Source organism: Tautonia marina, from assembly GCF_009177065.1.
GTDB classification, from domain to species: domain Bacteria; phylum Planctomycetota; class Planctomycetia; order Isosphaerales; family Isosphaeraceae; genus Tautonia; species Tautonia marina.
Window position 1 is genome coordinate 386,298 of the sequence record NZ_WEZF01000002.1, and the last position, 25,120, is coordinate 411,417.

Here is a 25,120-nt window from a genome sequence, read left to right on the forward strand (position 1 = left end):
TTTTTTGACCGCCTCGATCCTCCCGCGATCGCTTCTACTTTTTTTGAGACAGGATCACTCCGTTCATGGACCCGCTGGGCGCCACTCTCTCCGGCTTGCTGAACGGCTATCACTCGGGCACCTTCTCGAGCGAGGAGGCGGTCGGGGCCTTCATCCGTCGAATCGAAGCCCACAACGGCCGGCTCAACGCCTTGATCGACTTCGATCCGGCCCCCGCACTGGAACAGGCCCGATCGATCGACGACCGCCGTAAGCGCGGCGAGCCGCTCGGCCCTTTGGCCGGTGTTCCGATTGCAATCAAGGACAACATCTGCCGCCGAGGCGAGTTGACCACCTGTTGCAGCCAGATGCTCGCCTCGTACCGCCCTCCGTTCGATGCCACCGTGATCCAGCGCTTGCGAGCCGCCGATGCCATTCTGCTCGGCCGGCTCAACATGGATGAGTTTGCGATGGGCTCGTCCAACGAGACAAGCGCCTACGGTCCGGCACGCAATCCCTGGGACCCGGATCGTTCCCCCGGCGGATCATCGGGCGGAGCCGCCTCGGCCGTGGCCGCTTCGTTCGCCCCTTCGGCGCTGGGCAGCGACACCGGCGGCTCGATCCGGCAACCGGCGAGCCTCTGCGGTGTGGTTGGTCTGAAACCGACCTACGGCCGGGTCAGCCGATACGGCCTGGTCGCATTCGCCAGCTCGCTCGACCAGATCGGCCCGTTCGGACACGAAGTGGCCGATGTGGCCCGCCTGCTTTCGGTCATCGCCGGCCGAGACCCGATGGACGCGACCAGCGTCGACCTGCCCGTGCCAGATTATCTCTCGGCGATCGAGGCGAAGGCCGATCGCCCGTTGCGTGTCGGGATTGCGCGGGAATTCTTCGCCGAAGGGCTCGACCCGGAGGTCGAGGCCGTGGTTCGAGAGGCCGCCCGCGTTTTCGAAGCCGAAGGGGCGACCGTCTCCGACATCTCCTTGCCGAACACGAGCCAGGCGATTCCGGCCTACTACATCGTCGCCCCGGCCGAGGCCTCCAGCAACCTCGCCCGCTACGACGGCACCATCTTCGGTCACCGCGCCGAGGACTTCGAGCCGAAAACCGACGCTGAACGCGAGCTGCCCGCCCTGATCCGCATGATGATGGCTTCCCGCGCCGAGGGATTTGGTCCCGAGGTTACGCGGCGAATCATGCTCGGCACCTTCGTTCTCTCGGCCGGTTATGCCGACAAGTACTACGTCCAGGCCCTGAAGGTCCGCCGCCTGATCCGCGACGACTTCGATCGGGCCTTCCAGGACGTTGACGTCATCCTCGGCCCGACGAGCCCCGTCCCCGCCTTCAAGGTCGGTGAGAAGGTGAGCGACCCGCTGGCCATGTACCTGCTCGACGTGTACACCGGCTCGGCCAACCTGGCTGGGATTCCCGGTATCAGCCTGCCTGGCGGGCTCTCGAAATCGGGCCTGCCCATCGGCATCCAGCTTCAGGCCCCCGCCTTCGCCGAGGAAACCCTCCTCCGCGCCGCCCGGACCTTCGAGCGCGCTACCGACTGGCACACCAAACGGCCGAAGTTGGATTGAGTACTGATGGGTGCAACAGAAACAATCATGGAATACGACATTATCATCGGCCTGGAAATTCACGTGCAGTTGCAGACCGAGAGCAAGATGTTCTCCGGTTGCGGCACCGAATTCGGCCTTCCGCCCAATACGCAGACCGACCCGGTCTCGCTCGGCTTGCCGGGGACCTTGCCGGTAATGAACGGTAAGGCGTTCAATCTTGCGCTGAAAACAGCCCTCGCTTTCGGAGCGGAGATCGCCCGATTCACGAAGTGGGACCGCAAGAATTACTATTATCCTGATCTGCCGAAGAATTATCAGATCAGCCAGTATGATCTCCCTTTCAGTACCGGCGGTTCCTTGCCGATCCCCGAACGCAAGGACGGTGGTGGTGGTGGCAGCGTTCGCCTGACCCGCATTCACCTGGAAGAAGACACGGGAAAGATGATCCACGCCGCCGGCGGCATGTCGGAAGTGGACCTCAACCGCGCCGGTGTCCCCTTGCTGGAAATCGTCACCGAACCCGATCTCCGCGATCCGGCAGACGCTCGCGGATGTCTCGAAGAACTGAGGCTCACCCTTCGCTACCTTGGCGTTTCCGATTGCGAAATGCAGGAAGGCAGCCTTCGCTGCGACGCAAACGTGAATCTTCACATTCGCACTGACGACGGCACCAAAATCGCCACGCCGATCGTCGAAATCAAGAACATGAACAGCTTTAGTGCTGTTGAAAAAGCTCTCCACTATGAGGTCGAACGTCAGTTCGAAAAGTGGAAGGACGACGGGCTCACCATTCACGACGCACACAAGGAAACCCGCGGCTGGAGCGACCCCGACGGCATCACCAAGCCCCAGCGCCAGAAAGAAACCGCCGCAGACTACCGCTACTTCCCCGAACCCGATCTCGTGCCCGTCGAGGTGGACGACGCCTGGATCGCTCGGCTCCGCGAAGAGATCGGCGAACTACCGATGGCTCGACGATCTCGCTTTGAGTCCGAATATGGGCTCTCCGCGTACGATGCCAACGTCCTCGTCGAGCAGGGGCAAGACGTCGCCGACTATTTCGACGCGGTCGCCCGGGAAACCGGTGAAGCCAAGCTGGCCAGCAACTGGATCCAGCAAGACATCCTCCGCTCCATCAAAGAGAAGAAGATCGGCCTGAGCGACCTGCATGTCGACCCCGCCTCGCTCTCTGACCTGATCAAGCGTGTCAAGCGCAAAGAACTAAACACCAATCAAGGCCGGGAAGTACTCTCCAAGATGATCGACACCGGCCAAGCTGCCGAAACGATCATTGCCGAAGGGGGATACGGCCTGATCGGGGATCGAGACGCTCTGGCCGCTGTCGTCGCCGAGACGATCGACGCGAATCCGAAGGCGCTCGAAGACCTTGCCGGTGGCAAGAAGAAGCCCGAAGCCGTCAAGGGATGGCTGCGTGGCCAGGTCATGAAGAAAACGCAGGGCAAGGCCGACCCGGAACTGGTCGTTGAACTGCTCGAAGCTCGACTTACAGAACTCGGGCATTAAGTCTTGAAGGCTCGTTCGTGGCATTTCCGATCAATCATCCCGACCCCTCGGAGCTCGACGCCCATGACCCACCGACGCTCATTTCTCCGCACCTCCGGCCTTGGCCTTGCCGCAGCGATGACCGCCGGAATTCGTCCCTCCGGCGCCGCTCAGGATGACGCCAAGCCCCCCTTCCGCAAGGCGATCAAGATCGGCATGTCGCCTCGGAACCTGCCGCTTGTCGAGCGGTTCAAGCTCATCAAGGCGTGCGGATTCGATGGCGTTGACATGGATAGCCCGAACGATCTGCCACTCGACGAGGTCCTGCGTGCCAAGGAAGAATCGGGCCTGATCATCCACGGCTGTGTCTGTTCAACCCACTGGGCCAGCCCCCTGTCTCACCCCGATCCCGAGGTCCGGGCCAAGACCGTCGCCGGGATGACGACCGCGATCGACGATTGCAAAGCCTACGGCGGCACCACCGTCCTGCTCGTCCCGGCGGTCGTCAACGAGTCAATTAGCTACGACGAAGCGTACGAACGCTCTCAGGCCGAGATCCGCACCTTGCTGCCGAAGGCGGAAGAATCCGGAATCACCATCGCTTTTGAAAATGTTTGGAATAATTTCCTGCTCAGCCCGCTCGAATTCGCTCGATACATCGACGAATTCGAAAGCGACCACGTTGGCGCCTATTTTGACATCGGAAACGTTATCCGCTACGGCTGGGCGGAGCAGTGGGTCCGGGTGCTCGGCGATCGGATCGTCAAACTCGACGTCAAGGAATACAGCCGAGACATCATGATGAATGAAGGGCTCGGCAAGGGCTTCAATGTTCCGCTCGGCGAAGGCTCGGTCGACTGGCCCGCCGTCACCGAGGCACTTGACGCGATTGGCTACCGAGGATGGGCCACTGCCGAGTTGCGCGGCGGCGACGCCGAGTACCTGAAAGACGTCGCGGCTCGAATGGATCGCTGCTTCGGCATGGCCTGATTCCTTGATCACGGAGCGGACGATGAACCGACGCGACCTGCTCCGGTCGATCACTGCGCTAGCGCTGGCCTCTCCGGGCGGAGAGGCCAGTGAATCATCTGGTGATCGAGCGATCATGATGACCGTGCTCGGCCCGATCGACGCGGCTGAGATGGGGGTCACCCTCCCTCATGAGCACTTGCTCGTCGATTTCGCTGGAGCAGAGATTGCCTCGCCCGAGCGATACGACGCCGATGAGGTCTTCGACACCGTCCTGCCCTTTCTGGAACAGGTTCGCGACCTTGGGTGCCGCACCCTTTGCGAATGCACCCCGGCCTACCTCGCGAGAGATCCGCTGCTCCTGGCGAGGTTGTCCCGAGCGACCGGGATGCACCTCCTGACCAACTCAGGCTATTACAACGCCAACGGCGGGAAACACCTTCCTGAACACGCCCGGCACGACTCGGCCGAGGAACTGGCCAACCGCTGGACCTCTGAATGGGAGAACGGCATCGAGGACACCGGAATCCGGCCCGGTTTTCTCAAGATCGGCGTCGATCGGGGGCCATTACCAAAGCTCAGCCGGACGCTCGTCCGGGCCGCCGCGATCACTCACCTGCGCACCGGCTTGACCATCGCCGCCCACACCGGAGACGGGCGAGCGGCGATGGAAGAACTCGACCTGATTGAGGCGGAAGGGGTCAGCCCCTCGGCGTTCATCTGGGTTCATGCCCAGAGCGAGCCGGCCACCGAATTCCACCTCAAGGCTGCCGAACGAGGCGCGTGGGTCGAGTTCGACGGCATCGGACCGCAAAGCATCAACCAGCATATTGGCCTTGTTCGATCCATGGCCGAGGCGGGGCACCTCGATCGCGTCCTCCTCTCGCATGACGCCGGCTGGTATCACGTCGGCAAACCGGGCGGGGGAACGTTCCGTCCCTTCGACACCCTGTTCACCCAGTTCCTCCCGGCACTCGAACGCGAGGGGTTTGCGAATAACGATCTTCGGCGGTTGATCGTCGAGCATCCGGCCGACGCCTTCACGGTGAAGGTGCGGAAGGCATCGACCTGACTCCCAGCGAGCAAGGTCACTCGGCAACACCGAGCGCGTCGAGCAACAGATCGCGCACCGAGGTCATCGGCAAGGCAGTCGGATCGATCGGTTCGGGACCGTGCCCGATGAGGATCGGGCGGGTGTCGTCCTGCTCGGACGGTCGGCCGTGGCTACCTCGGACGAGGGAAGGATCGAGGGAGATCAGGTCCATCAGGGTCCGGAAGCCGAGCTTCTTCTGGAGCAATCGCCGCATGGCTCGGAACTTTGGGTTGGGGAGCTTCGGGTCAAAGAACAGCTCGCACGGGTCGTATCCAGGCTTGCGATGAATATCGACCGTGCGGGCGTAATCCGGTGCCTGCTCGTCGTTGAGCCAGAAGGGATACGCGAACCAGGCATCCGGTGCAGAAAGCACCACCAACTCGCCCGACCGAGGATGATCAAGAGCGATCTCGGCCCGTTCGTCTCCGACGAAGACTCGATCAACCCCGGGAAGCGCCGCGATCAGGTCCCGAACGCGAGGGAGATCGTTGGCTTCACGCACATAAATATGAGCCAATTGATGGTCACAAACGGCGAAGACACGACTCTGAAACGGTTCGAGCTGATCGCCGAAAACCCCCGAGCGAACCGAAAGGAGTCCTGCTTCGCGGAGTACGCGATTGGGAAGGATCGCCCGTGACACGTCACAGTGTCCGTATTCGCCGAAGACCCAGACCTGGGCACCGGCCGCGTTCGCAGCATCGAGCAAGGGGGCGGCGGCCTCGTCCAGTTCCCTCACGAGGCGGGGCATATCGCAGCCCGAAGGACCAAACCGCTGGGGATCGTAGTCGAGGTGGGGAAGGTAGACGAGGGTGAGATCCGGGTGTTCGGCGGCCATGACCTCGGCCGCGCACCGAGCGATCCATGCGGTCGCGGGCAACCCGGCCATCGGCCCCCAGAAGGATGGGAACGGGAACGGGCCGAGTGTTGCCTCCAGGCGAGGTGGCACGTCGGGAGGCGATCCCCAGATCCCGAACACCTTGCTTCCATCGGCCCCATATAGCGGCTTCGGAGTGATGCTGACATCGACCTCCGCGCCCTGATTGAACCACCAGAACAGCTTGGCAACCCGGAACGACCGACCACGCTGCCGGGCTCGGGATCGAGCGACCTCCTCGAGCAAATCGGATTGAATCAGGGCCCGCGACTGCTGCCAGAATCGAACCTCTCGCGTGTCTCGGAACAACCAGCCGTTGCCGACGATGCCATGATCCTGGGGCGTTCGGCCCGTGAGTAGAGTCGCCTGAGCCGTGCATGTCACCGCGGGAACGCTGTCAAGGACAGGTCGGCTCCACCCGCTTCGGGCGAGCGCCGCGAGACGGGGGGCATGCGGCAGGAGCTTCGGGGTCAGGCCCACCGCGCTGATGAGGACGAGCGGAGCGGTCGCAGACTCGGACACGAGAGACTGTCTCCGAAGAAAGATTGAGGAGTCATCACCAGAAGGAATGAAGCTCCTTCCACGCGAAGCAAGACGACCCACCGATCCGCTCGAAGCCGAGGGACCGGTGGGCCGTGATTGCGATGCTCATGGCGAGGACCGACCGGTCATGCGACCGTCGGCGTAATCTCTCGCTTGGCGAGTGATCGGCGCCAGATGGCTCCGAAGGCCAGGGAACTCACCAGCAAGGCCGAGAGCAATACTGCCCCCTGGTTGCCCCCTTCCGCAAAGCCATAGCTGTGCAGGCCGACACCAAGCAGGAAGTTCACGCCGTACCAGGCCATCAAGACCGAGTTGAAGCAGAGGACTGAGGCCATCGTCATGCCGAAACTGCCGATCCAACCGGCGAACCGACCATGCAGCGGGATCAGGTAGACCAGCAGCGTGATGAGCGCAGAGACTTCCTTCGGGTCCCAACCCCAGAAACGGCCCCACGAGTAGTCGGCCCAGACACCGCCGAGGATCGTGCCCGCGGCGACGAGTAAGACACCCACCTGCAAGGCCCGATACACGAAGCTGGAGATCGGCTTGACCTGTTCGGCCCGCTCTCGCATGGCCCGTTCACGAGGGTCATCTCCGCCGTGGCCGTACATCTCGGCGTTGCGGGCCTTGATTTCGGCGATGCTCGGTCGGGTCAGGGTGGCGGTCCCACCACCAGTTTCGCTGCTGGAGACAGCCTCGACCTTCGAATCAACCGCTGCCGTGGCCCCTTGATTCGCCGAGGCCCTCTGATTCCTCAAGGTGAGCCGGGCAATCAACTCGCCAAAGAGACCGCTGAGGACCATCACCATCACAGCAATGCCGGCGGCAGCCAGAGCCCAGCCACCGAAGAAGAGGATATCAGCTCCCGAGATGTTCAGGCCCCAGAGCGAGATCATCGACGTTGAAGTCGAGGCCCACCCATTGTACGAGCCATAAATCCCGACCGTTCCCAGCCCTGCCAGGACCGGCACCGCCATCAGGGGGCGGGCCAACTCTCCCATTCCCACATCTCGGCGATAGGGAGCGGTCAGGTAGAACCAGGTCCCGATCAGACCCAGGCCCAGAGCCAGGGCAAAGGCGGCATAACTGGAAACGATCGTGATGACGTGGATCGTCAGCCAGTAGTTGCTCCGCAGGATCGGGTTTAGAGCCTCGATATTCGGATTGAGGACGCTCTGCGCATTGGCGGCGATGATCGTGCAAAGCATCGCCACTCCAGCCGCGGCGGCGGCCGGATACACACGACGATAAATGGCCTCAAGAACCAGGCCAATCACCGCGGCGATCAGCGCCACCCAGATCACGGTCTCGTAAAGGTTCGTGACCGGAGCCCATCCCGAGATCAGGATGCGGAGCGCGAAGCCGTAAATCTCCAGTCCGATCCCACCGACCAGGCCGAGCAGCCCCAGTACGTAGAGTGACTTTCGAATGGCACCGGCCGCTCCACCGCTGATCGTGCCGATCATCAGGCAGAGCCCGAGCAAGGCGAAGCCAAGGCCGTAATAGGTCGGAGCCTTGTAAAAGGGTGCAAACGTGTTGTAGTGGACCTCGCGGTCAACCTCAACAACCGTCGGATAGGTACTCAGGTCGGCGGCAAGGGCTCGGGTCGAGGCCACCACGGCTTCGGCCTGATCGGCGGTGAGTGATCCCGGTTCGTCGGCCTCGGCATCCTTGGCGGCGAGAATCGCTTCGCGGAAGCGGCTCACCTCGTCGCGGTCGTAACCAGCCTCGGCCAGTTCGTCGAGGTCGCTGTCAAGGATCAAGGCCACCGGTGCCCAGTCGGCGTCGGCCTTGAGCCAGGCCAGCAGTTGCTCATCGGCGTCGTCGTCGGTGCCGGGAACCTTGCGGTCCTCGGCGGGAAGGTCGCCGTAATACTCGGCCAGTGTCGACAGGGCATCACGTTCGACCGGATTAAAGTCCGCTCCCGGAACGTCCACCAGCACGGCAAGGAACTGATCGAGCCGGAATTCCTGGCCACCAGGGGCTTCCAGCGTGATGACCTTCACGTCGCGCATATCGCGCTTGACGCGGTCGATCATCGGCAGATTCAGCGTCTCCTTGTTCGCCTCGACGAAGGCGTCGTACTTGGCTCGAACGCTGCCGAGAAACTCAATGTAGCGGGCGTTGGCCGGGCGAGGGATCAGGCGATCCACATCGACCTCCGCGCCAAGCATTCCGGAGCCGTGATCACCCCGAATCGCCTGGTAACGGGTGAGACGATTGAAGACCTCGCCCACCTTTTTTTCCAGGGGGCTGAGGGTCGGCGGAATGTTGGTCTTCGGATCGGGCCGCGACCGCATGGCAATATCAATATACCACTGATCGAAGCGAACCTGTCGCCCCTGGATCGGCACGGTCGCCTCTTCCAGCTCCCGAGGGGAGAGGAATTTCTCGTGCCCATCGATCCGATGGGCCAGGGCTTCGATTGGGTCCTGAAGCGAGTCAGGCAGGCCGGCATCGCGGGCTATCGACTTCAGTTCCTCGACCGTGGCAATTCCGTCGGGCCCTTCAACCTCGTCCTGTCGATCCAGGATGCTCTGCACTCGTTCTTTCAAACTCTCGGACGTTTCAGGGTCATCGGCAACCGCTTGCAGCAGCGACCCAATCGAGCTGGAAAGAAGCATCCGGCGGAGGGGGAGGTACTCGGCCAGGATGAACCGCTGATCGTCCCAGTAGTCCGGCGCGTTAGACCAACTGAACAGAGTGGCGACGGGCCCCCACTCAGGGCCGATCGTCCCGTCCGGGCCGATCGGCTCGAACGATTGCCGGCCGGTGACGGCCTTGACTTCTTGCCGGGCGACGGTGTCGAGCGGCTTGCGCCGGCCTTCGTGCATCAAGACCAGGCGACCGAGCGCCCGGTAGGCCGATTCGTCGGGTGAGGTCTGGGAGGAGGAGCCCTCAGACTGTGCCCTCGAGACGCTCGGGGCGGCCAGCGTTGCGAGGGCCATCGCCAGGCCGATCCAGGTCCTGGCAGGACTACGGAGCATGCTCATGGGTCCGGTCGCCTTTCTTGGGAGAAGTGGGGAGAGCGGGTCCGTCGCCTCGAAGGCAGGCCGGGAGCCGCGTCGGAGCGGCAATCCCGGATCGGGGGGAGGGTCGGGCGCGGCCGGGGCCTCTCAGGTCGCACGTCTTACAAAAGGTCGTCGTCGCGGGGCTTGGGGGGAGCTTCCCCCGGATCTTGCCCGCGCTTGATGGCTCGTTCCCGTTCTCGCTTGCCGCCATCCGTGAAGATTCCGGCACGCATGTAGAACTGCAAGAACGTTCCCAGCACCACCATCAAGCAGCCAATGTAAATAATCTGCCAGGTCGGGTCGTAACGCACCTGGAAAATCGAAACGAATTCGCCGCTCGAATTGGTCGGCGGGTTGAAACTCGACTGATAGAACGTATACCCTCGGTGCGACAGGGGCTCGTTCATCGAGATGGTGACCAATTCGCCGTCGATCCCTTGCTCCTGGTCGTAGAGCAACACATCGCTTTCGTAGTGGCTCGGCTGCCGCGTCCCGGGATCGAACCGACGACGGAAGTCGACCAGGCGCAGGGTAAATGGCAACTCGCCGCGGTCCATATCGAAGGAGACGTTATAGGTCGCCTGATCGAAGTTGAATGTCTCGACCGCCCCGGGGTTTGGCTTCAACGACGGCGTGCTTGAGAGCAAGACCCAGCGATCGTCACTTTCACCCCGATGGGTCAGCTTCACCCGGGCGGCCGGAACCCCCTGGCCCGCCTGAGAAACCGGTAGTTCCCGATAGACGTACGTGAAACGGGGCATCGCCGAGTCGTGGAACTCATCGACCGCGAACGAGGCTTGCATCGCCCGATTCTCACCGCCAAAGGTATCGGTCATCTCGCCGGGAGTGAGCTCTCCTTTGTTCTGAATCCCTTCCGCATTGAGCGCGCGGAAGAAGAGGCCATTCTCGCCGACAGCGAGGACCTCGATCGACCCCTTCAGCCCCTGCATCCCTTCCGCGAACTGCAACGGCTTGTAGTAGCCGATCCGGACCAGCGGAGACGCCGGCTGATAGAGGTTCGGCTGATCGGACGCCTCGAAGCTCATCGGCGGCAGGGCGGACGAAGGAATCGGCACGGCCCAGTGGATGATCTCCGGCCCCTCTCCCTTCGACACGGCAAACTCGGCCAGGGGCATCTGATCATCCTTCGTGTACTCGACGATCGCCAGCAGGAAGCTGCCGAGGGAGATCGGCCGGGACGGCGCATCCCGGCCGCTCGGCCTGACGTCGAAGCGGGCCGAGAGGAGGCGTGGCCGTATGCTCTCATCATTGAGCGACCCGGAAAGATTGTACGTGACCCTCAATTCGCTGTTGGGCAGGGTCACGGTGCGGCCCTTGGCCTCGGTGCCATCGGGCAAGGCCCAGATTTCTGTCGCCGGGAAGAACGTGGCGGTCTGGGTGCGGCCCGTATTGTCCTCGTAGTGCAATCGGGCTGCCTCGACCGTGCCGTTTTCCGGCAGTTCGAGGAAGTCGTTCACCGCCTCGCGCCCCTCGATTCCCCCTTTGACGTGCTGGAAGACCAGGCGGGCCGCCGGGGGAAGCGACTGGACCGTTCGCTTGAACAGGTCGTTGGCGGCGATCCAGCGATTTTCGTCGATGACGAACTGATCGGCGAAGGGGTCCATCGGGCTGAGCATGTTCGGCGGCGTCATTTCCATCCGAACCTTGATCATCGGCACGCCACGAGCCGCAGGCTCGGCAATGCGCTTGCCAATGGCCGATGGAAGGAACGACGTCACCTCCAGCTGGAACGGATCACCCGGGCGTGTGATGACTTCCGATCGCCCGTCCTCCCACTGCCTCGGGCCGGGGAAGAACCGAAACGCGTACGACTTCCCCTCGATCCGAGACGCCAGGGTCTCCAGATCCTCCCGATACGAGGCGGGCATGGCCGCCATCCGGGCCAAGTCGCGCAACGCCGCCGGATTCGGGGCCGGATCGCGGCTCAAGCGAGCGATCTGATCTTGGAGATCGTGGAACCCTTCGTCCTCGGCTCCCTCGCTATGCTCGTGATCCTGGGAGATTTCCGTGAAAATGTCCCGAAGCAACGATTGGACGCTGCGTTGTGACGCCTCGTCGACCGTTTGAACCCGCAAGGCGTAGTCATTGACTCGAACCAGGGCGGTCGAGGAATCTCCCTCCGACATCGCCACCTGGCCTTCATCGCCGGTTTGGAAGCTGAACCAGGACCCCACCAGGACCACCAGCAACCCCGCATGGGTCACGACGAACCCGGTCTGCCGCTTCTTCCACGGGAACCGAATGGTGGCGGCGCACAGAATGTTGATCCCGAGCATGGCCAGCAGCAGACCAAACCACCAGGTCCGGTAGAAGTATTGCTGCAGGGCGGCGTTGCCGTAGCTTCGCTCGTAAAACATGCCAATCGTCAAGACGACGACCAGCGTCGAGAGGCTGAAAATCGCCAGTTTCAACGAGGCGAGGAAGCGATAAATCGCATTGAAGGCGCGGAGGATCGGGCCTTCGCCGCTGCGATCCGACCCGTCCGTCTTCTGGCCTCGGGGCTTCGGCGATGGGGAGGACGGCTTCTTGGACACGGTTGCCATAATCTCGTCACCTGGCTCTCGGTGCCTGGCGGGGGGCGCTCGATGGTCGGCGGAACGAGCAAACCAATTAAGGGGGGAACGCGGGGCGGGCGGGCACGAAGCGAGGGGGAGTATCGTCTCGTGAGTGTATCCTCGCCACACGGGATCGTCGAGCATTCCAGACCCGCACCCAATTTCTCGAGTACGAATCGAACGGACTGAACGTTCGCCAGGCAACAAGGATTGTCGGATCACTTCCCAATCTTACGGAATTCTTCCACGGCCAGCAAATACGATCCCACGAGTCGATCCGAATTCTTCCAACAACGATTGAATGCCCTCGTTCCGAGTCCGACTAGGCGAATCCGCCATTCCCGGCAATAATCGGCCGATCCAGGAGGTCTGGGCGACAAGGAGCAGGAGCGTTGAGTCAGTTGGGCGCGTCGAACGAAGTCCGGATCGGAGTCATCGGCCTTGGCCGTCAGTGGACCGAGCGCTACCGAGCCGCCCTGATCCGGCCCGGAGGCCGGGCGCGGGTCGTGGCTGTCTGCGATGCGGTCGCCCACCGGGCCGAGGCCGAGGCCGACCGCATCGGCTGCGACACGGTCGAGGGCCTGACCCACCTGATCGAACGACCCGATGTCGAGATTGTCTTCCTGCTCGATCCCCTCTGGTTCGGGCTCTGGCCGCTTCGAGTCGCGATCGAACGGCGAAAACCGGTCTTCACCTCGGCCGGCCATCGCGCCACGCTCGACGAACTGAGTCGGCTGAACCAGGTCCCCTCCGACCCTCCCCCGCTCGTCATGACCGAGTTGACCAGCCGATTCGCGCCGGAGATGCTCCGCCTGCGCGAGTTGCTGGCCACCGAGCTCGGTCCGGCCCGCCGGGTTCTGGTCAAGGGGCTCGCGGCGGCCGGATCAAGCCCAGCGACGCTCGAGCCCGACCGCTCCTCCCCTGCCGATGCCGCCATCGGCCTCATCGACCGCTGCCGGGCCCTGGTCCAGGCCAATCCCCTCAACGCGAGGCTCGTCCGGAAATCCGACCGGCCGGGCCGCCAGGTCCGGGTCGTCTCGATCGACTTCTCCCAGGGGGCAACCGCGCGGCTCAGCCTCGTCTGTGGCTCAACCACTCCCGAGCCAGAAGAGGCCGGTGAAGGGGTCAAGATGCTCGTCGAAACCGAGCGCGGTCGGGCTCGGATCGACCGATCGGGACGGTTGGCCTGGTCTCTTGGAGCGGACCTGATCCGCGAGCCGATCTCCGGCGGTTCGGCCACCTCCTTGATGATCGACCACGTCTTGCGTCGGGTCCGAGGAGAGCAGTCGCTGGCCCCAGACCTTGACGAGTTACGCGATCTGGAACGATCAAGCCGCGTCTTCGAGTGGTGAGGATTCGGCCGCGGCGCAGGCAGGATGCCCAACGTGATAACACCTCAGCGATTCCGTTCAATCGTTCAGGACCAAGCCTGGATCGCCGTCACCTTGCTGGCGGCGGCCCTGGGCCTGGGACTCCTGATCCACTCCCTCGGACGCTCCTCGGCCACCTACGACGAGGTCGCTTACCTGGAGTTGGCCGCGCAGTGGTGGCGCACCGGCGATCTGGAAACGATCGGCCGGATGGGATCGCCGATGACCTTTCTCAAGCTCCAGCAAGCCCCGACGCTCTGGCTCCTCGACCAGATCGGCCGAGGGCACTGGATCGACGACCCGATTACCCACCAAGCGGCCATGCTGCCAGTGGTCCGGCTCGGTGCCCTCTGGATCTGGCTCGCCGCCTTGCTGCTGACCAGCTTCTGGGCCCGCCGTGTTTACGGCCCGAGGGCCGCCGCAATGGCCGCCCTGCTGTTCGCGATGAGCCCGAACCTGCTCGCCCACGGCGCCTTGATCACCATGGAATTCCCTTTGCTCCTGTTCTGGGTCGTGGCCAGCGTCCTGTTCGCTCGGTTTCTGGAAACAGGAGATCGACGCATGTTCCTAGGCTCGGCGCTGGCCGCCGGAATCGCCTTCTCGTGCAAGTTCACGACCATCCTTCTGCCGCCGATCCTGGCCCTGGCCTGGGTGACCGATCGCATCCTCTCAGGAGATCGGCGGCCGGTTCGCCTGCTGACGCGGGTCGCGGGAGGGATGCTCGTCTTCGGTCTCGTCCTGATTGCCACCGACCTGACCATCACCGGCTTCGCCACCATGAGCCCCTCGGCCCGCGTCGGGTCCTCGCACCCGGCACTCGACGGCCGTTTCGGTCCAGGGGTCGATGCCTGGCTGGTCTGGCTCGTCGAGCGAAAATGGCCCCAGGATTACGTCGCCCTGGCTATCCAGATGGTCCACCAACGCTCGGGAGGGGTCAGCTACCTGCTCGGGGAACGACGCATGCAAGGATGGTGGTATTATTACCTGATTGCCATGAGCGTAAAGGTTCCGCTCGGCTTCTGGCTCCTGGCCGGCGGTCGGGCGGCGGACGGGCTCAAACAGCTTCGCCTCGGCTGGCGAAAGCCGACGAGCGACGAGGTGGTCATCGGCGTGACCCTCGTGACCATGCTCATCCTCACAGCCCTTGGATCGAAGCGCAATTACGGCTTGAGGTATCTGTTTCCGCTGGCTCCGCTGGCGATCGTCTGGGTCTCAAAACTCGCCGAAGGCGCCTGGCCGTGGCGCAGGCTCGCGGCCATCGGCCTGATCGGCCAGCTGATCGCGGTCGCGAGCATTCACCCCTACGAGTTGTCGTATTTCAACGTCCTGGCTGGGGGGCCGATCGGCGGCCGGCACATCCTGGCCGACTCGAACCTTGACTGGGGACAAGGGGCCCGATTGCTGGCTCGGATTCAGCGCGATGACCCTGCGTATGAAGACCTCACGACGTACTACTTCGGGGATACCGACCCGGCACACTACGGCGTCATCGGCACGCGACACGTCATCGACGCCGGAGCGATTCAGCCCGACTTGCCCGATCAGTTCGCGCCAACCACCCGGTTCGTCGCCGTCTCCGCGTCGCTGCAACACGGTCCGTGGGGACCGGACCATTACTTTCGGGTCCTCGACGGAATCACCCCCGATCGCTTAACCGACGACGGGACAATTGCCATCTATCGCCTCGATGCGATCTCCACCGAACCGGGCCAATCCCGCTCAGAACAGGTCGCGACCACGGGTCAGACGATCCTCCAACCCATCGGCGAGTTCAGCGATGTGCCTGACGACACTCGCGGCATCGGTCTCGTACGCCATCTCGGGGGTGAGGTTTCGGATGACGACGTAGTATTCTTCTCCTCGAAGCACCTTGATCGCAAAGTGCCCTTCAACCGTCACGGCGTTGAGCTTCAGCAAGGTCGGGCTGTCTCGATGGTTGGCCGGGCCGCAGACCGAAACCAAAGCGATGATCGGCCTCCCGTCGCGATCCGACCCGACATAGCCGACGTAGACCGCCTGCCGACGATCCGAAGCCATCGGCACGACCAGGCGATAGCCGTGCCCAGCCGGGTGGACCTCATACCCACTCCGTGAGGCGAAGTCCTGGATCACCCGAGAGGTATCCGGATCGGCCGGATCAGGCACCTCGTACGGGCCGAGCGCTTCCTGCGCCGCTTCGGCGTCGGGCTCGACCGTGCCCAGCGGCAGACCGCAACTCTCGCAGAACCGAGCCGAGGCGTGATTCTCGGAGGTACACCGGGCGCAATAAATCGTGGTGAACGACATGGGAGGGCGCTCCGAAAGGTTGCGCCCCTTGCCAGGCCAAGGGCGCGGGACCGACACCTTTCAGGATAGCCCCCTCAGGTCGGCGATCGCCACCCCTCGGCGTCCCGGTCGGCGCAGGAACACGGTCCGATCGGGCCACCCCGATCAGACCGTGACCAGGCTCCGACGCAACGCCGAATCACCAAATTGAATGATATCAACGAGACATCTTCATGGATTTCAGCATTGCCCGAAACGCAGGGCCGGCCTCCTGAATCGTCTTGTCGGGGCCGACGAGCTTGAAGAAATATCCGGTGCGGGCCGTGGGGTAGATCCCGCCGATCAGGCGGAAGTTCGGTTCATCGACCGGCGTCGGGATCTGGGTCCGGTAGCGTCCGGCAGCCTCGACCAGGGTAATCTCGGCATCGCCAACCTTGATGGTCTCGGTCTTGATGTCGGGGGGAGAGCCGTCTTCGGTGGAGAACTGCTGCTGCCAGCGCTGGACGTTCATCTGCACCGTGCCGGCACCACCGGGAAAGGCAAAGAGGACGAGTTCACCCGGCTTCTCGTCTCCGTCCACCGGCGGTACGGCGATCTCCAGCAGGCGCATCTGGCTCCGGGGCTGATTGACCTTCCAGGAGGCAGGAACCTCGAACGAGAGACCACCGGCCTTGACCGTCTGCGTTTCGTCTGTGTTGGCGTCCTGGGCCTGCAAGGCCGGAACGAAGGCGAGCGTCAGTCCCATCGAGGCGATGGTCCCTAGGATCAAGCGATTCACGGTGCGGACTCCCTGAGAGCGATCGGTGCGGAACACGAGAGACATGGATGCGGGTCGGTCTTGAGCGACCGACCCGGCTCCCGAGCCGTATTGTACGCAAACGACCGCCCCGGACTCCACCGGGGGCCCCCACTTGCTAGCGCCCTCCCGCTGCGTCCGGCATGGCTCGCCCGGCGACGATGATCTCGTCGCCTCCACTCAGATGAGGCTCGTGAGCCAGGTGGGAGTGGCCCTCATCGTGGACGTGGTAGATCGTTCGGTGGGGGAACGGAATCGAGATGCCCAGCTCGTCGAACGTGTTCTTGAGCCGTCGGAGCAGCTCTCGCTTCACGGTCCACTGTTGCAGCGGACGCGTCTTGATAAAGAACTTGATGACCACGGCCGAGTCGGCAAAGGCATCGACCCCGAGCATCGTCGGATCCTCAAGAATGAGCATCCGATACTGCGGGTCCTGCCGCAATTCCTTGCCGACCTGCATGATCACGTCCATCACCCGGTCGACGTTCTCCTTGTAGGCGACACCGACCTCAAACAGCGCACGGGACCAGCCGTGCGTCATGTTCGTCACCTTGGTGATCTCGCCATTGGGGATGAAATGGACGCATCCTTCCAGGTCGCGCAAGACCGTCACCCGCAAGGTAATGGCCTCGACCTGACCGGCGATCCCTTGAATCCGGATCACGTCGTTGAGTTTGTACTGGTTTTCCAGAAGGATCACGAACCCGTAAAAGAAGTCTCGTATCAAGTTCTGGGCACCAAAGGCGATTGCCAGGCCCAGTACGGCCGCACCGCCCAGCAACGGCCCGACCGGCACGCCCAGTTCCTGGAAGATCATCAGGATGCCCCCGACCACCACCGCGACCGACGCGGCGTTGTCGAAGACCCCCACGAGGGTCGAAATCCGGTGCTCCTTTTCCGCCGTCGTTCCGCGCTGGCCCCGCTGGCTCATCAGGCTGACGATCCGACGGCTGATCAGGCGAGAGCCCCAACGGAGCAAGAGCATCCCGACAATGATCGCAACGATGTTCACGCCATGACGCAGTGTCCAGTTGATGAGATTCTCTGGCGCGAATGGGTTTTCCATTCGCTTCAGCGTTGATTCCGCCTCGGAAAACTGCGAGCGGGCCGTTTCGGCCCGCCAGCGGGCGAGCTGAAGTTGCGAGGCGATCTCGCTGCGCTCGGCTTGAAGGCGGATGATCTCGTCGCTGTGCTGGCGGGATTCGGCGCGAGCCTGGAGAAGCCGGCGCTCGTTCTCTCGAATGCGGCCTTGCAGCTCACGGAGTTCGCCGCCATTGGCGCCGCCGAACAGCTTGTCCTGGTAGTCGCGGGCCAGTTCGGTTCCGCTGGCTTCGGCGTTGTCGATCGTGCGACGTGCGGTCTCGAGAACCTGCTCTTCGTTGCGGATCTGGTCATCGAGGGTGCGAAGACGCTCGGTCAGTTCGACGACCTCGGATTCCGCCTGTTCCAGCAAGTCGGCCGAGGTCTGGGCGGCTTCTCGGGCTTTCTTGAGCTTTGGATCGTTCGGGTTGGGGCCGAAGGTGGGTCGGACGGCCAGTTCCTTTCCGGCGGCACCAGCCATTTCCTCAAGATTCGGAAGCCCGGGGATCGAGGCCGCAGGCTCGGCCGCGGGGGCCTCCGGCTCCTCCGCGGCTGCCGGAGCCGAGGGGGGCGCGGGTTCGGCCGGGGCGGTCGCCGGCTCGGGGGTTTCCGGAGTCGGCGCGGGCTTGGGCTGCTCGCCCAGCAATCGCTTGAGGGCCTGATCGCTCTGGCGGAGCTTCGTTTCCAGGGTGGCGATCTGTTCGTTGAAGGTCTTCAGGGACGTGGCGGCCAGTTCCCGACGTTCATCGGCCAGGGCTCGGGATCGAGTCAGGGCTTCGAGGTCCTCGGCAATCTCCTCGGTGGGCAGCTCCTTCTGCTGGCGTTCGGCCAGTTGCTCCGAGAGCTCGCGGTGCTGCTGATCAATGGTCCGGAACTCGTTATTAGCCTGGTCAACCTCGGATCGGGCTGTCTCGACCTCGATCCGGAGTGCCTCCAGACGCTTCGTGTCCTCGGCAATCGAGGCCGAGAGCTGGGCGATTTGCTCGGCGGGGTTCGAGGGGGGGGGAGACCCCAGGGCGGGCACCGGTGCAGCAGGGGTTGCCTCGGTGGGGGCCTGTTCGGCCGGGGGGGTTGATTCGGTGGACTCGGCGCGAGTCGGCATCAGCGGGCCGAACGCCCACCAGGCCAAGAGGACTACCAGGATCTGGACGCGAGCCATGCGCCGGGCCTCCTTGCCGCGGTCGAGGTCAGGAATCCGGGGTCGGAGAGGAACCCCCGACGAAGGGATGGCCCGAGCCGGTTGGGATCGCTCGGGCCGGGCCTCCATCATCGGGTTCCGACCGATTGCGTCAACGTCAACCGAGGGTAACGACCACCCGGGCCAGCTCGTGAGGGGTCAGGTCGAGCTGGACGGCGTCTCCCTGGACGGAGAGCTCGACGATCCGCTCGTCGTGGAAGTCGGTCTGACGGGCGGAGACGGGCTCGCGGAACAGCCGGAGCTTGCAGCGAACCGAGCGGCCCCCGGTTTCGAGCAGGTGGAAGGCCAGGCCGCGCCCCTCGCCACCGTCGAGGATCACCGGCTCAACCCGCGTGACGGCCACCGATTTGGCGTCGAGGTGGAAGAACCAGCCGGCCGGGCCCGATCGCGGCGGGCCTCCGGTCGTCGGCACGAGGGCCGGGGGAGAGAGCAGGTCGAGCGCTGCCTGGAAGGGGTGCTCCAGGTCCAGCGCGATGCCCAGCCTGAAGGTCCGCTCCGACTCCCGACCCGCGACGAGCAGGGTATCGAGCATCCGCTGACCGTGCCGCTGGTGGTGAGCCAGGCCGCCGAAGAGGAGGGCGGTATGCTGGCGACGGGCGGTGATGTCGAGGACCTCGGCCGTCTCGGGCCGATCGGCGGTGGTGGACTGAAGGCCGAGCAGGGAGGAACGCCGGAGGGTGGCGTTGGCGTCGGGCCAGGCCCATCGGCTGGCCAGATATTTCGACCAGGCGGGACCATTGGCGATCGAGGCCAGCCAGGTCTCGTCGAGGTCGGACAGCTCGATCTCCATCTCCAGCACGGGCCGACCGCTCCAGAGGCGGAAGCGCTGGCGGAAGGAGGCGAGCGGCTGGTCCTCGATCGGGTGGAGGATCTGGCCGGTGGAAACGGCCTGGACGAGGGCCGGGCCACCGTACTCGACCTCGACCGACGAGGCTTTCATCCGGCTGTGGCGGAGTTGTCCTTTCTTATCGGTCTGGCTGATGCCGGCGATGACGAGCTGCTGGCCGAGGCGGGGCTCGTCGTCGTTGGCTCCCATCAGGGAGCGGAGACCGCCGGTCGCCTCGTCGATCTCCAGGCGGAGCATCTCGTTGCGGAGGACCCGGCCTCGTGCGTGGACCGTCTCGGACATCCCCGCAGGCTGGACGGATGAGGCGGGGTTGCGAGGAATCCAGGCGTAGCCGAACCCGGCCAGAGTAACGACCGCCTCGGTCCCCTTGGCCGTGAACTGGGAGGCCCGGACGGGGCCTTCGCTGGGCGGAGGGTTGGGGGTGTCGGGCAGGACGACCGAGACGCGGCGGGGGATCGAGAGGGGGTTGAGGATCAAGGCCCCCCCCTGCTCCGCCCCCTCCGAGCCGTTCCCCTCGGGCTCGCCGGTCGGGGGAACGACGCGGCGGGCAGCCTCGGCGGACCATTGGGATTCGAGCGCGGCGATGGCGGCCTCGGCCTCGTCGAGCATGCCGGTTTCGAGCAGGCGCTCGGCCTCGGTGATGGCGGAGGCCCCGGCCGGGAGCGGCCCCTCCTCGTCGGGCAAGGGGGCGCCGACGAAGTCGAGCGAGGCGGCCAGCGACCGGAGGCTTTCGACCAGATCGAGCCGGGCTCGAAGCCTTAAGTGCCTGGCACGACGACCGATCGGGCTCGGGTCGCCCTTGGAGACGGCCTGCTCCAGGTAGGGGGTGGCGTACTGGTCGAGCTTCGGGCGGAGGACCTCGTACGGCCGATCGGTCAGGTGGAAGTAGTCGCCGATGGTGGCCCAGCGGGCGAGGACGGGGGAGTAGAGGGCCGATCGTCGCAGGTCGCGGAACCACTCGGTCACCTGATCCGGCCAGTGAACGAGGCCGAGGGTGGCCACGTGATCGTCCCGCATCGAGCGGGCCATCTCCCAGGCGAGGGTCAGGGCGGTCGCGTTACGGTCGGCGGCCAGCGGGGGTCGGGTCAGGGATTCGAGGTTGGCTCCTTCGGGAGACTCCCAGAGCCGTTTCGACTCTCGGGAGACGGGGAAGGTGCCGTCGTCGAAGGCCAGATGGAGGGCGTAGCGGAATCCGAAGCGCTTGGCGATCTGGGGGCGCATCGGGTAGAGGGCGAAGCGGCGGCCGGCGAGGGTCTCGACCGTGCGGTCGTCGAGGTGCTGGCGGTAGGTCGAGGCCCCTTCGCGGAACTGCCAGAGGATGGTTTCGACCGGCCGAAGCCCCTCGCCCGTCTCGGCGAAGGGGCCGCCGATGACATCGGCCCAGCCTTCGTCGATTGCGGCGCGGAGGCGGGCGATGTCGTCCGGGTTCTTCTCGGCGATCGCCGCGACGGCCTGGGCAGGGGCGAGGATCGTGAACGGGGTGCGGGCCTCCAGGGGGTCGGTCAGGGCGTCGGCGGGGGACGCAGCGTCGAGCAGGTGCAGATCGACCACGAAGGAATCGACCGGGTAGTAGCGCTCTCGGGACTCGGTGAGCAGTTCGAAAGCGGCCCGCAGGCGGTTGGATGCGCCGGTGGCGTCGCCCGATTGCCAGGCCCTGGCTCCGCCGATGACTTCTCGGGAGAGGCTGGCGGCATCGAGGCAATCGACGTGCTCCATGCCGATCGTCAGGTCGCGGACCCACCAGCGAGCGGAACCGAGGGCGTAGAAGTCGAGGACGGTCGGATCGTCGGTCGAGCCGAGGTCGGCGCCGGGTTCGAGGGCTTCGAGGATGAGGCGGGCCAGGCCATCCCGATCCGATTCCCCGGCCTCGATAGCCAGGACCGGAACGCCGATCTCCGACGCCTGTTCCCGATAGCCGTAATTGACGTGACCAACCCCCCTTCCGGCGATCAGGCGGACCTCCCCAGGAGCGGGGACGCCGGGGGCATCGACATCCTCGACGATCGGGATCTCGTCGAGTCGGGCGAGGATGTTCGGGTGCCAGGCGGCGGAAACGGCCGACCAGACGATGAGGGCCTCGGCCTCGTCGATCGGGTCTTCGGGACGCCGTCCGCTGTCGGCGATCATGACCACGACGCGGCGCTTCGGCCCGGTCGGCTCTGGCTCGGCAGGCGGGGCAGGCTCGGTCTGTTCGAGGGGCTGTCCCTGCTCCTCCTCGGGCGGGAGGTCCGACGCCGAGGTGTCTTCGCCGTCGAGGGTCGGGGCGATCGATTCGACGGTCGTCCCTTCCTCGGGCTCGCCGGGGGGGGTGGTCGGGGTGATCGGGTTCGGGTTGGGGTCGTCCGGAGATTGCTCGGGGTCGGTCGCCATCGCGGGATCGCCTTGCTCGGTCGGAACGGGACGCGGTGCGGGCTCGCGCCGGGCGAGCGGGACACGAGCCGCATCATACCAGACCGATCGGCCCCGATGCGCCAGGGGTGCGCCCCTTGGTGCGCGGTTGGTGCGCTCGGGCACGCTCGGGATCTCACGAAGCAAGGCGATCAAGGGAAAGGGGTTGCGGCGATCGGCTTCGGTTCGTTTCGGGAATCGGTCAGCGGAGAAAGGAGCCACGGATGGAACACAGATGAAACACGGATGGGAAGGGAGTGGGAAGGGGGTGACGATCGAACGGGGGGCCATTGGTGCGCGGACGGTGCGCCGGAGAGACGCGGGAGGAAACGAACGGAAGCCGTTAGATTGAAAAAAGTTCTGATAATCGAGCGCGATTCGTTTCGGGCACTGTCGCATCGGCGGGAAGAGCGGGTTGACAGTTCGCCAGCTCGACACGCCATTTTTCGGCGCGGACAAGCCACGCAATCGCAATGACTTGCGTCGATCATGTGCCGAGTTTCGGCACCGAAAACTGTCAACCCGAAAATGGACCGTAACAGCCCGAATGCGACAGTGCCTTCGTTTCGGGAATCGGCGCGCGGAAGCAGGATCCACGGAGGAAGCACGGAAGAAACACGGATGGGAGGGGAGTGGGAAGGCGAGAAAGAACCGGCGATGCGCGTGTGGTGCGCCGAGCCGCGCGCGGACGGTGCGCTGGTGAGCAAAGGGGGAGGATTGCGGCAAGTGGATTAAGGAAAAGGAATTCAGGCGATTCGCCGAGGTTCGTTTCGGGAATCGGGCGCGGAACGTGGCGAAAGTGCGTGACGAAGACGACCGACGACCTGCGCGGAAGGGGCACAGAGGGGTAGTGAGGTCGGCAGAGAGGCAGGGCGACACCATGGGGGGCGCTTCCGGCGTGGGGCTCCCTCGGGTCAGTTTCGTGGGATCGAGACGGACGGGGGGGTCGGGCGAGGTCCTCGACCTTATCATCGGGAAAATTGGCAGGGGTAGTCACCCAATCGGGAATTCGGGGGGACGGGAGTCCCGTAGGGTGTGTCGAGTCCGCGAAGACACACCTCCCAGGGCCAGGGAGCGGGGGAACCGGGCTGATGCTACGGCACGGGTTGGTGAGACGTTTCAGGCGGAGGTCAGTTGCCCGGGCCACTCGCGGGCCTGTTCCCGAAGCCTACTACCCCTCCGGCACCCGGAGGGCATTCCGGCTGATGCAGACCACATTCGCTTCAGGTACAGAGATTCAGTCAGTAGTAGTAACCACTCGATAAATAGCACCAGCGATTTCTTCAATCGCATCAATCGCTTCTTGAACGATCTCTTCATCTATTGGCCAGCGAGCTCCTGGCGAGCTGGGGTCCATATCGGCCTCATGGGCAATCTTATTCCTGCGATCAACGATGAGTGCTAAACGATTCTTCGCCGACTTAGAGTCTATCTCCAGCAGGTCGGCGACTTCCTTCCAAAGCTCTTTGCCGCAGAAGAGACGAATCGCGTCGGCCACCTTGTCAGGCTGCTGGAAACTTAACCAGCCATGTTGACGCCTGATCTCTTCTTCCAGCCATTGCGTGCTAGACGGGGTAGAGACGACCTGGAGGACATTGTCCATCAGAACGGAGAAACGCCTAAAAGCATCTGTTCTCGGGCGAGCATTTTGGTAGATCTCGACCATACCGACCCTAGCAATTTCATGGATGAATGCGTCGAACGCGCTAACTGCCGAGACAATCGCTGCTCGCAGGATGTCCGTTAGATCCAGCGCCGGTGCCGTCGTCGCTTTCAGGGTAACGTAGAGCCCCCTTAGGTCACGAGCCCGGGCCAAATTCGCAACTAGTTGATTATGTGCCGACTGCATCGCTAGTCAGCTCGACCACCATCTCACCCAACTTGTTGAAGATCGCTTCGAACATGTTCTTCGATTTAAGAGTCCTTTCCAGGACGACGCCCGTCAAGCCGATCTGCTGGTCGGTGAGTTGATAAACTGGCACTTGGTGCTCCTGGGACTTGGCGATGAGGCTGTTAAATTCTGATACGCTTGCGAGACAATAGTCCTTTTCAATACCCTGCTGACGATACTTTTGATCGTCAAGCATCATTTCCTCACGGCGTAGCATAGGCACAAACTTCTTTCGCACGGTCGAATTGATCTCATCGATCCACTTTTGGAATCCCATGGCGGGTGTACCGCTCGACGGTGCACCAAGCTCTTCCTCGTCGTGGCCAGCTTGGACCCTGATCCGGTATTTCTGAATGATTGTGCCAAGGAACTTAGGGATCGTCGTCGGAAGCGGATACGTTGCGTCGCGAAAGACGCTCATCGAGCTCGCTTGCCGAGCCCACGCTCTCCACCGAGGGAAGACAGTAGTGAGAGAGTCAATGGCCATGACCGAAAAGTAATCAGGGCTGGCAGGCACGATGAAAAAATCACTTGTCATAACCAGATTTTGATTAATGGAACTCAGGCTCGGGTTCAGGTCGATTAAAATGAATTCCGCCCGATACCTCTGGCCTGTCTTTTCTAGCAGATAGGAGAGCGACCCAGGTAGATTCTGAAGTGTTTGAATAGTACCCGACAACTCTTGTGCCATCCCGAGACTCACCTCATACTCCGACAGCCGGATGTGACCGGGGAGTAGGAAGAGGTTGGTATTTCCCTCGACAGGAACGCATTCGATTGCCTCGATTTCTTTAGGTCGCGACTCGAACGCGGGCGACAATCCGGCTCGGATGTTGCGCTGAGGCTGATTCTCATAGAATGACTCGAACTCGTTTTGCCCCTTGTACCCGAGGACCAGCCCTGACAGGTTGCATTGTGGGTCGGCATCTACCATCACTACGCGATGCCCCTTGGAAGCTAACATCCAACCAAGATTGAAGGTCGTTGTAGTTTTGCTGACGCCGCCCTTGTGATTAAACAATGCAATACGCTTCGCTCGACTGACAGCCTTGTCAACCGCGGAGGGTTTCGGTCTGGTTCGAGTTGCCATCGACCACCCAGTCAATAGTGAAAGCAGTGAGAGCTACTAATCGATCAATAGAGTATAACGACTAGTTCGCTGCAGACCA

14 protein-coding genes are annotated in these 25,120 nt (G+C 63.5%); 6 read left to right on the forward strand and 8 right to left on the reverse strand.

The features are described 5' to 3' along the window. Positions 1 to 65: 65 nt before the first annotated feature. The 4 genes from gatA to GA615_RS04125 all read left to right on the forward strand — a co-directional run bounded on the left by gatA (position 66) and on the right by GA615_RS04125 (position 5,088). Entirely contained in the window at positions 66 to 1,562 is a 1,497-nt protein-coding gene (gene gatA, locus GA615_RS04110) for an Asp-tRNA(Asn)/Glu-tRNA(Gln) amidotransferase subunit GatA (protein WP_152049982.1), read from the forward strand. Between the two features lie 6 nt (positions 1,563 to 1,568). Beyond that, positions 1,569 to 3,068 (forward strand): Asp-tRNA(Asn)/Glu-tRNA(Gln) amidotransferase subunit GatB, encoded by a 1,500-nt coding sequence (gene gatB, locus GA615_RS04115; protein ID WP_235905068.1) that lies wholly within the window; start codon positions 1,569 to 1,571, stop codon positions 3,066 to 3,068. Between the two features lie 63 nt (positions 3,069 to 3,131). Further along, entirely contained in the window at positions 3,132 to 4,037 is a 906-nt protein-coding gene (locus GA615_RS04120; RefSeq protein ID WP_152049984.1) for a sugar phosphate isomerase/epimerase family protein, read from the forward strand. Between the two features lie 22 nt (positions 4,038 to 4,059). Continuing rightward, positions 4,060 to 5,088, forward strand: a complete 1,029-nt coding sequence (locus GA615_RS04125) for a phosphotriesterase family protein (RefSeq protein WP_152049985.1) — start codon at positions 4,060 to 4,062, stop codon at positions 5,086 to 5,088. Between the two features lie 16 nt (positions 5,089 to 5,104). On the opposite strand, the gene GA615_RS04130 is transcribed toward GA615_RS04125, so the two are convergent. From GA615_RS04130 to GA615_RS04140, 3 genes are all read right to left on the reverse strand, one after another. Further along, on the reverse strand, positions 5,105 to 6,508 hold the full coding sequence (locus tag GA615_RS04130) for an alkaline phosphatase family protein (protein WP_152049986.1): 1,404 nt from the start codon (positions 6,506 to 6,508) through the stop codon (positions 5,105 to 5,107). Between the two features lie 146 nt (positions 6,509 to 6,654). Beyond that, positions 6,655 to 9,516, reverse strand: a complete 2,862-nt coding sequence (locus GA615_RS28565) for a cytochrome c biogenesis protein (protein WP_161602159.1) — start codon at positions 9,514 to 9,516, stop codon at positions 6,655 to 6,657. A 143-nt stretch (positions 9,517 to 9,659) separates the two neighbouring features. Beyond that, a complete protein-coding gene (locus tag GA615_RS04140) occupies positions 9,660 to 12,095 on the reverse strand; it encodes a cytochrome c biogenesis protein ResB (RefSeq protein ID WP_161602160.1) in 2,436 nt (811 codons plus the stop codon). 413 nt (positions 12,096 to 12,508) lie between these two features. Between GA615_RS04140 and GA615_RS04145 the strand changes: the two genes are divergently transcribed. Continuing rightward, complete coding sequence (locus tag GA615_RS04145) at positions 12,509 to 13,468, forward strand: Gfo/Idh/MocA family oxidoreductase (protein ID WP_161602161.1); 960 nt, start codon at positions 12,509 to 12,511, stop codon at positions 13,466 to 13,468. A 33-nt stretch (positions 13,469 to 13,501) separates the two neighbouring features. Then, positions 13,502 to 15,580 (forward strand): glycosyltransferase family 39 protein, encoded by a 2,079-nt coding sequence (locus tag GA615_RS04150; protein ID WP_161602162.1) that lies wholly within the window; start codon positions 13,502 to 13,504, stop codon positions 15,578 to 15,580. A gap of 388 nt (positions 15,581 to 15,968) precedes the next feature. On the opposite strand, the gene GA615_RS04160 is transcribed toward GA615_RS04150, so the two are convergent. From GA615_RS04160 to GA615_RS04180, 5 genes are all read right to left on the reverse strand, one after another. Continuing rightward, positions 15,969 to 16,529 (reverse strand): hypothetical protein, encoded by a 561-nt coding sequence (locus GA615_RS04160; protein WP_152049992.1) that lies wholly within the window; start codon positions 16,527 to 16,529, stop codon positions 15,969 to 15,971. A 136-nt stretch (positions 16,530 to 16,665) separates the two neighbouring features. Then, positions 16,666 to 18,786 carry a mechanosensitive ion channel domain-containing protein gene (locus GA615_RS04165; protein WP_152049993.1) on the reverse strand — a complete coding sequence of 707 codons (2,121 nt, stop codon included), beginning with the start codon at positions 18,784 to 18,786 and terminating at the stop codon, positions 16,666 to 16,668. A gap of 136 nt (positions 18,787 to 18,922) precedes the next feature. Beyond that, complete coding sequence (locus GA615_RS04170; RefSeq protein ID WP_161602163.1) at positions 18,923 to 22,186, reverse strand: glycosyl hydrolase family 38; 3,264 nt, start codon at positions 22,184 to 22,186, stop codon at positions 18,923 to 18,925. 1,111 nt (positions 22,187 to 23,297) lie between these two features. Next, on the reverse strand, positions 23,298 to 23,909 hold the full coding sequence (locus tag GA615_RS04175; protein WP_152049995.1) for a HEPN domain-containing protein: 612 nt from the start codon (positions 23,907 to 23,909) through the stop codon (positions 23,298 to 23,300). Beyond that, complete coding sequence (locus GA615_RS04180) at positions 23,893 to 25,041, reverse strand: ParA family protein (RefSeq protein ID WP_152049996.1); 1,149 nt, start codon at positions 25,039 to 25,041, stop codon at positions 23,893 to 23,895. The genes GA615_RS04175 and GA615_RS04180 overlap by 17 nt, the downstream gene beginning before the upstream one ends. Positions 25,042 to 25,120: the final 79 nt, after the last annotated feature.

Bases quoted from the DNA above. Each gene is read 5' to 3' on its own strand.
- GA615_RS04180 (WP_152049996.1), bottom strand. From the start codon at position 25,041: ATGGCAACTCGAACCAGACCGAAACCCTCCGCGGTTGACAAGGCTGTC.
- gatB (WP_235905068.1), top strand. From the start codon at position 1,569: ATGGGTGCAACAGAAACAATCATGGAATACGACATTATCATCGGCCTG.
- GA615_RS04165 (WP_152049993.1), bottom strand. From the start codon at position 18,786: ATGGCTCGCGTCCAGATCCTGGTAGTCCTCTTGGCCTGGTGGGCGTTC.
- GA615_RS04175 (WP_152049995.1), bottom strand. From the start codon at position 23,909: ATGCAGTCGGCACATAATCAACTAGTTGCGAATTTGGCCCGGGCTCGT.
- GA615_RS28565 (WP_161602159.1), bottom strand. From the start codon at position 9,516: ATGCTCCGTAGTCCTGCCAGGACCTGGATCGGCCTGGCGATGGCCCTC.
- GA615_RS04120 (WP_152049984.1), top strand. From the start codon at position 3,132: ATGACCCACCGACGCTCATTTCTCCGCACCTCCGGCCTTGGCCTTGCC.
- gatA (WP_152049982.1), top strand. From the start codon at position 66: ATGGACCCGCTGGGCGCCACTCTCTCCGGCTTGCTGAACGGCTATCAC.
- GA615_RS04125 (WP_152049985.1), top strand. From the start codon at position 4,060: ATGAACCGACGCGACCTGCTCCGGTCGATCACTGCGCTAGCGCTGGCC.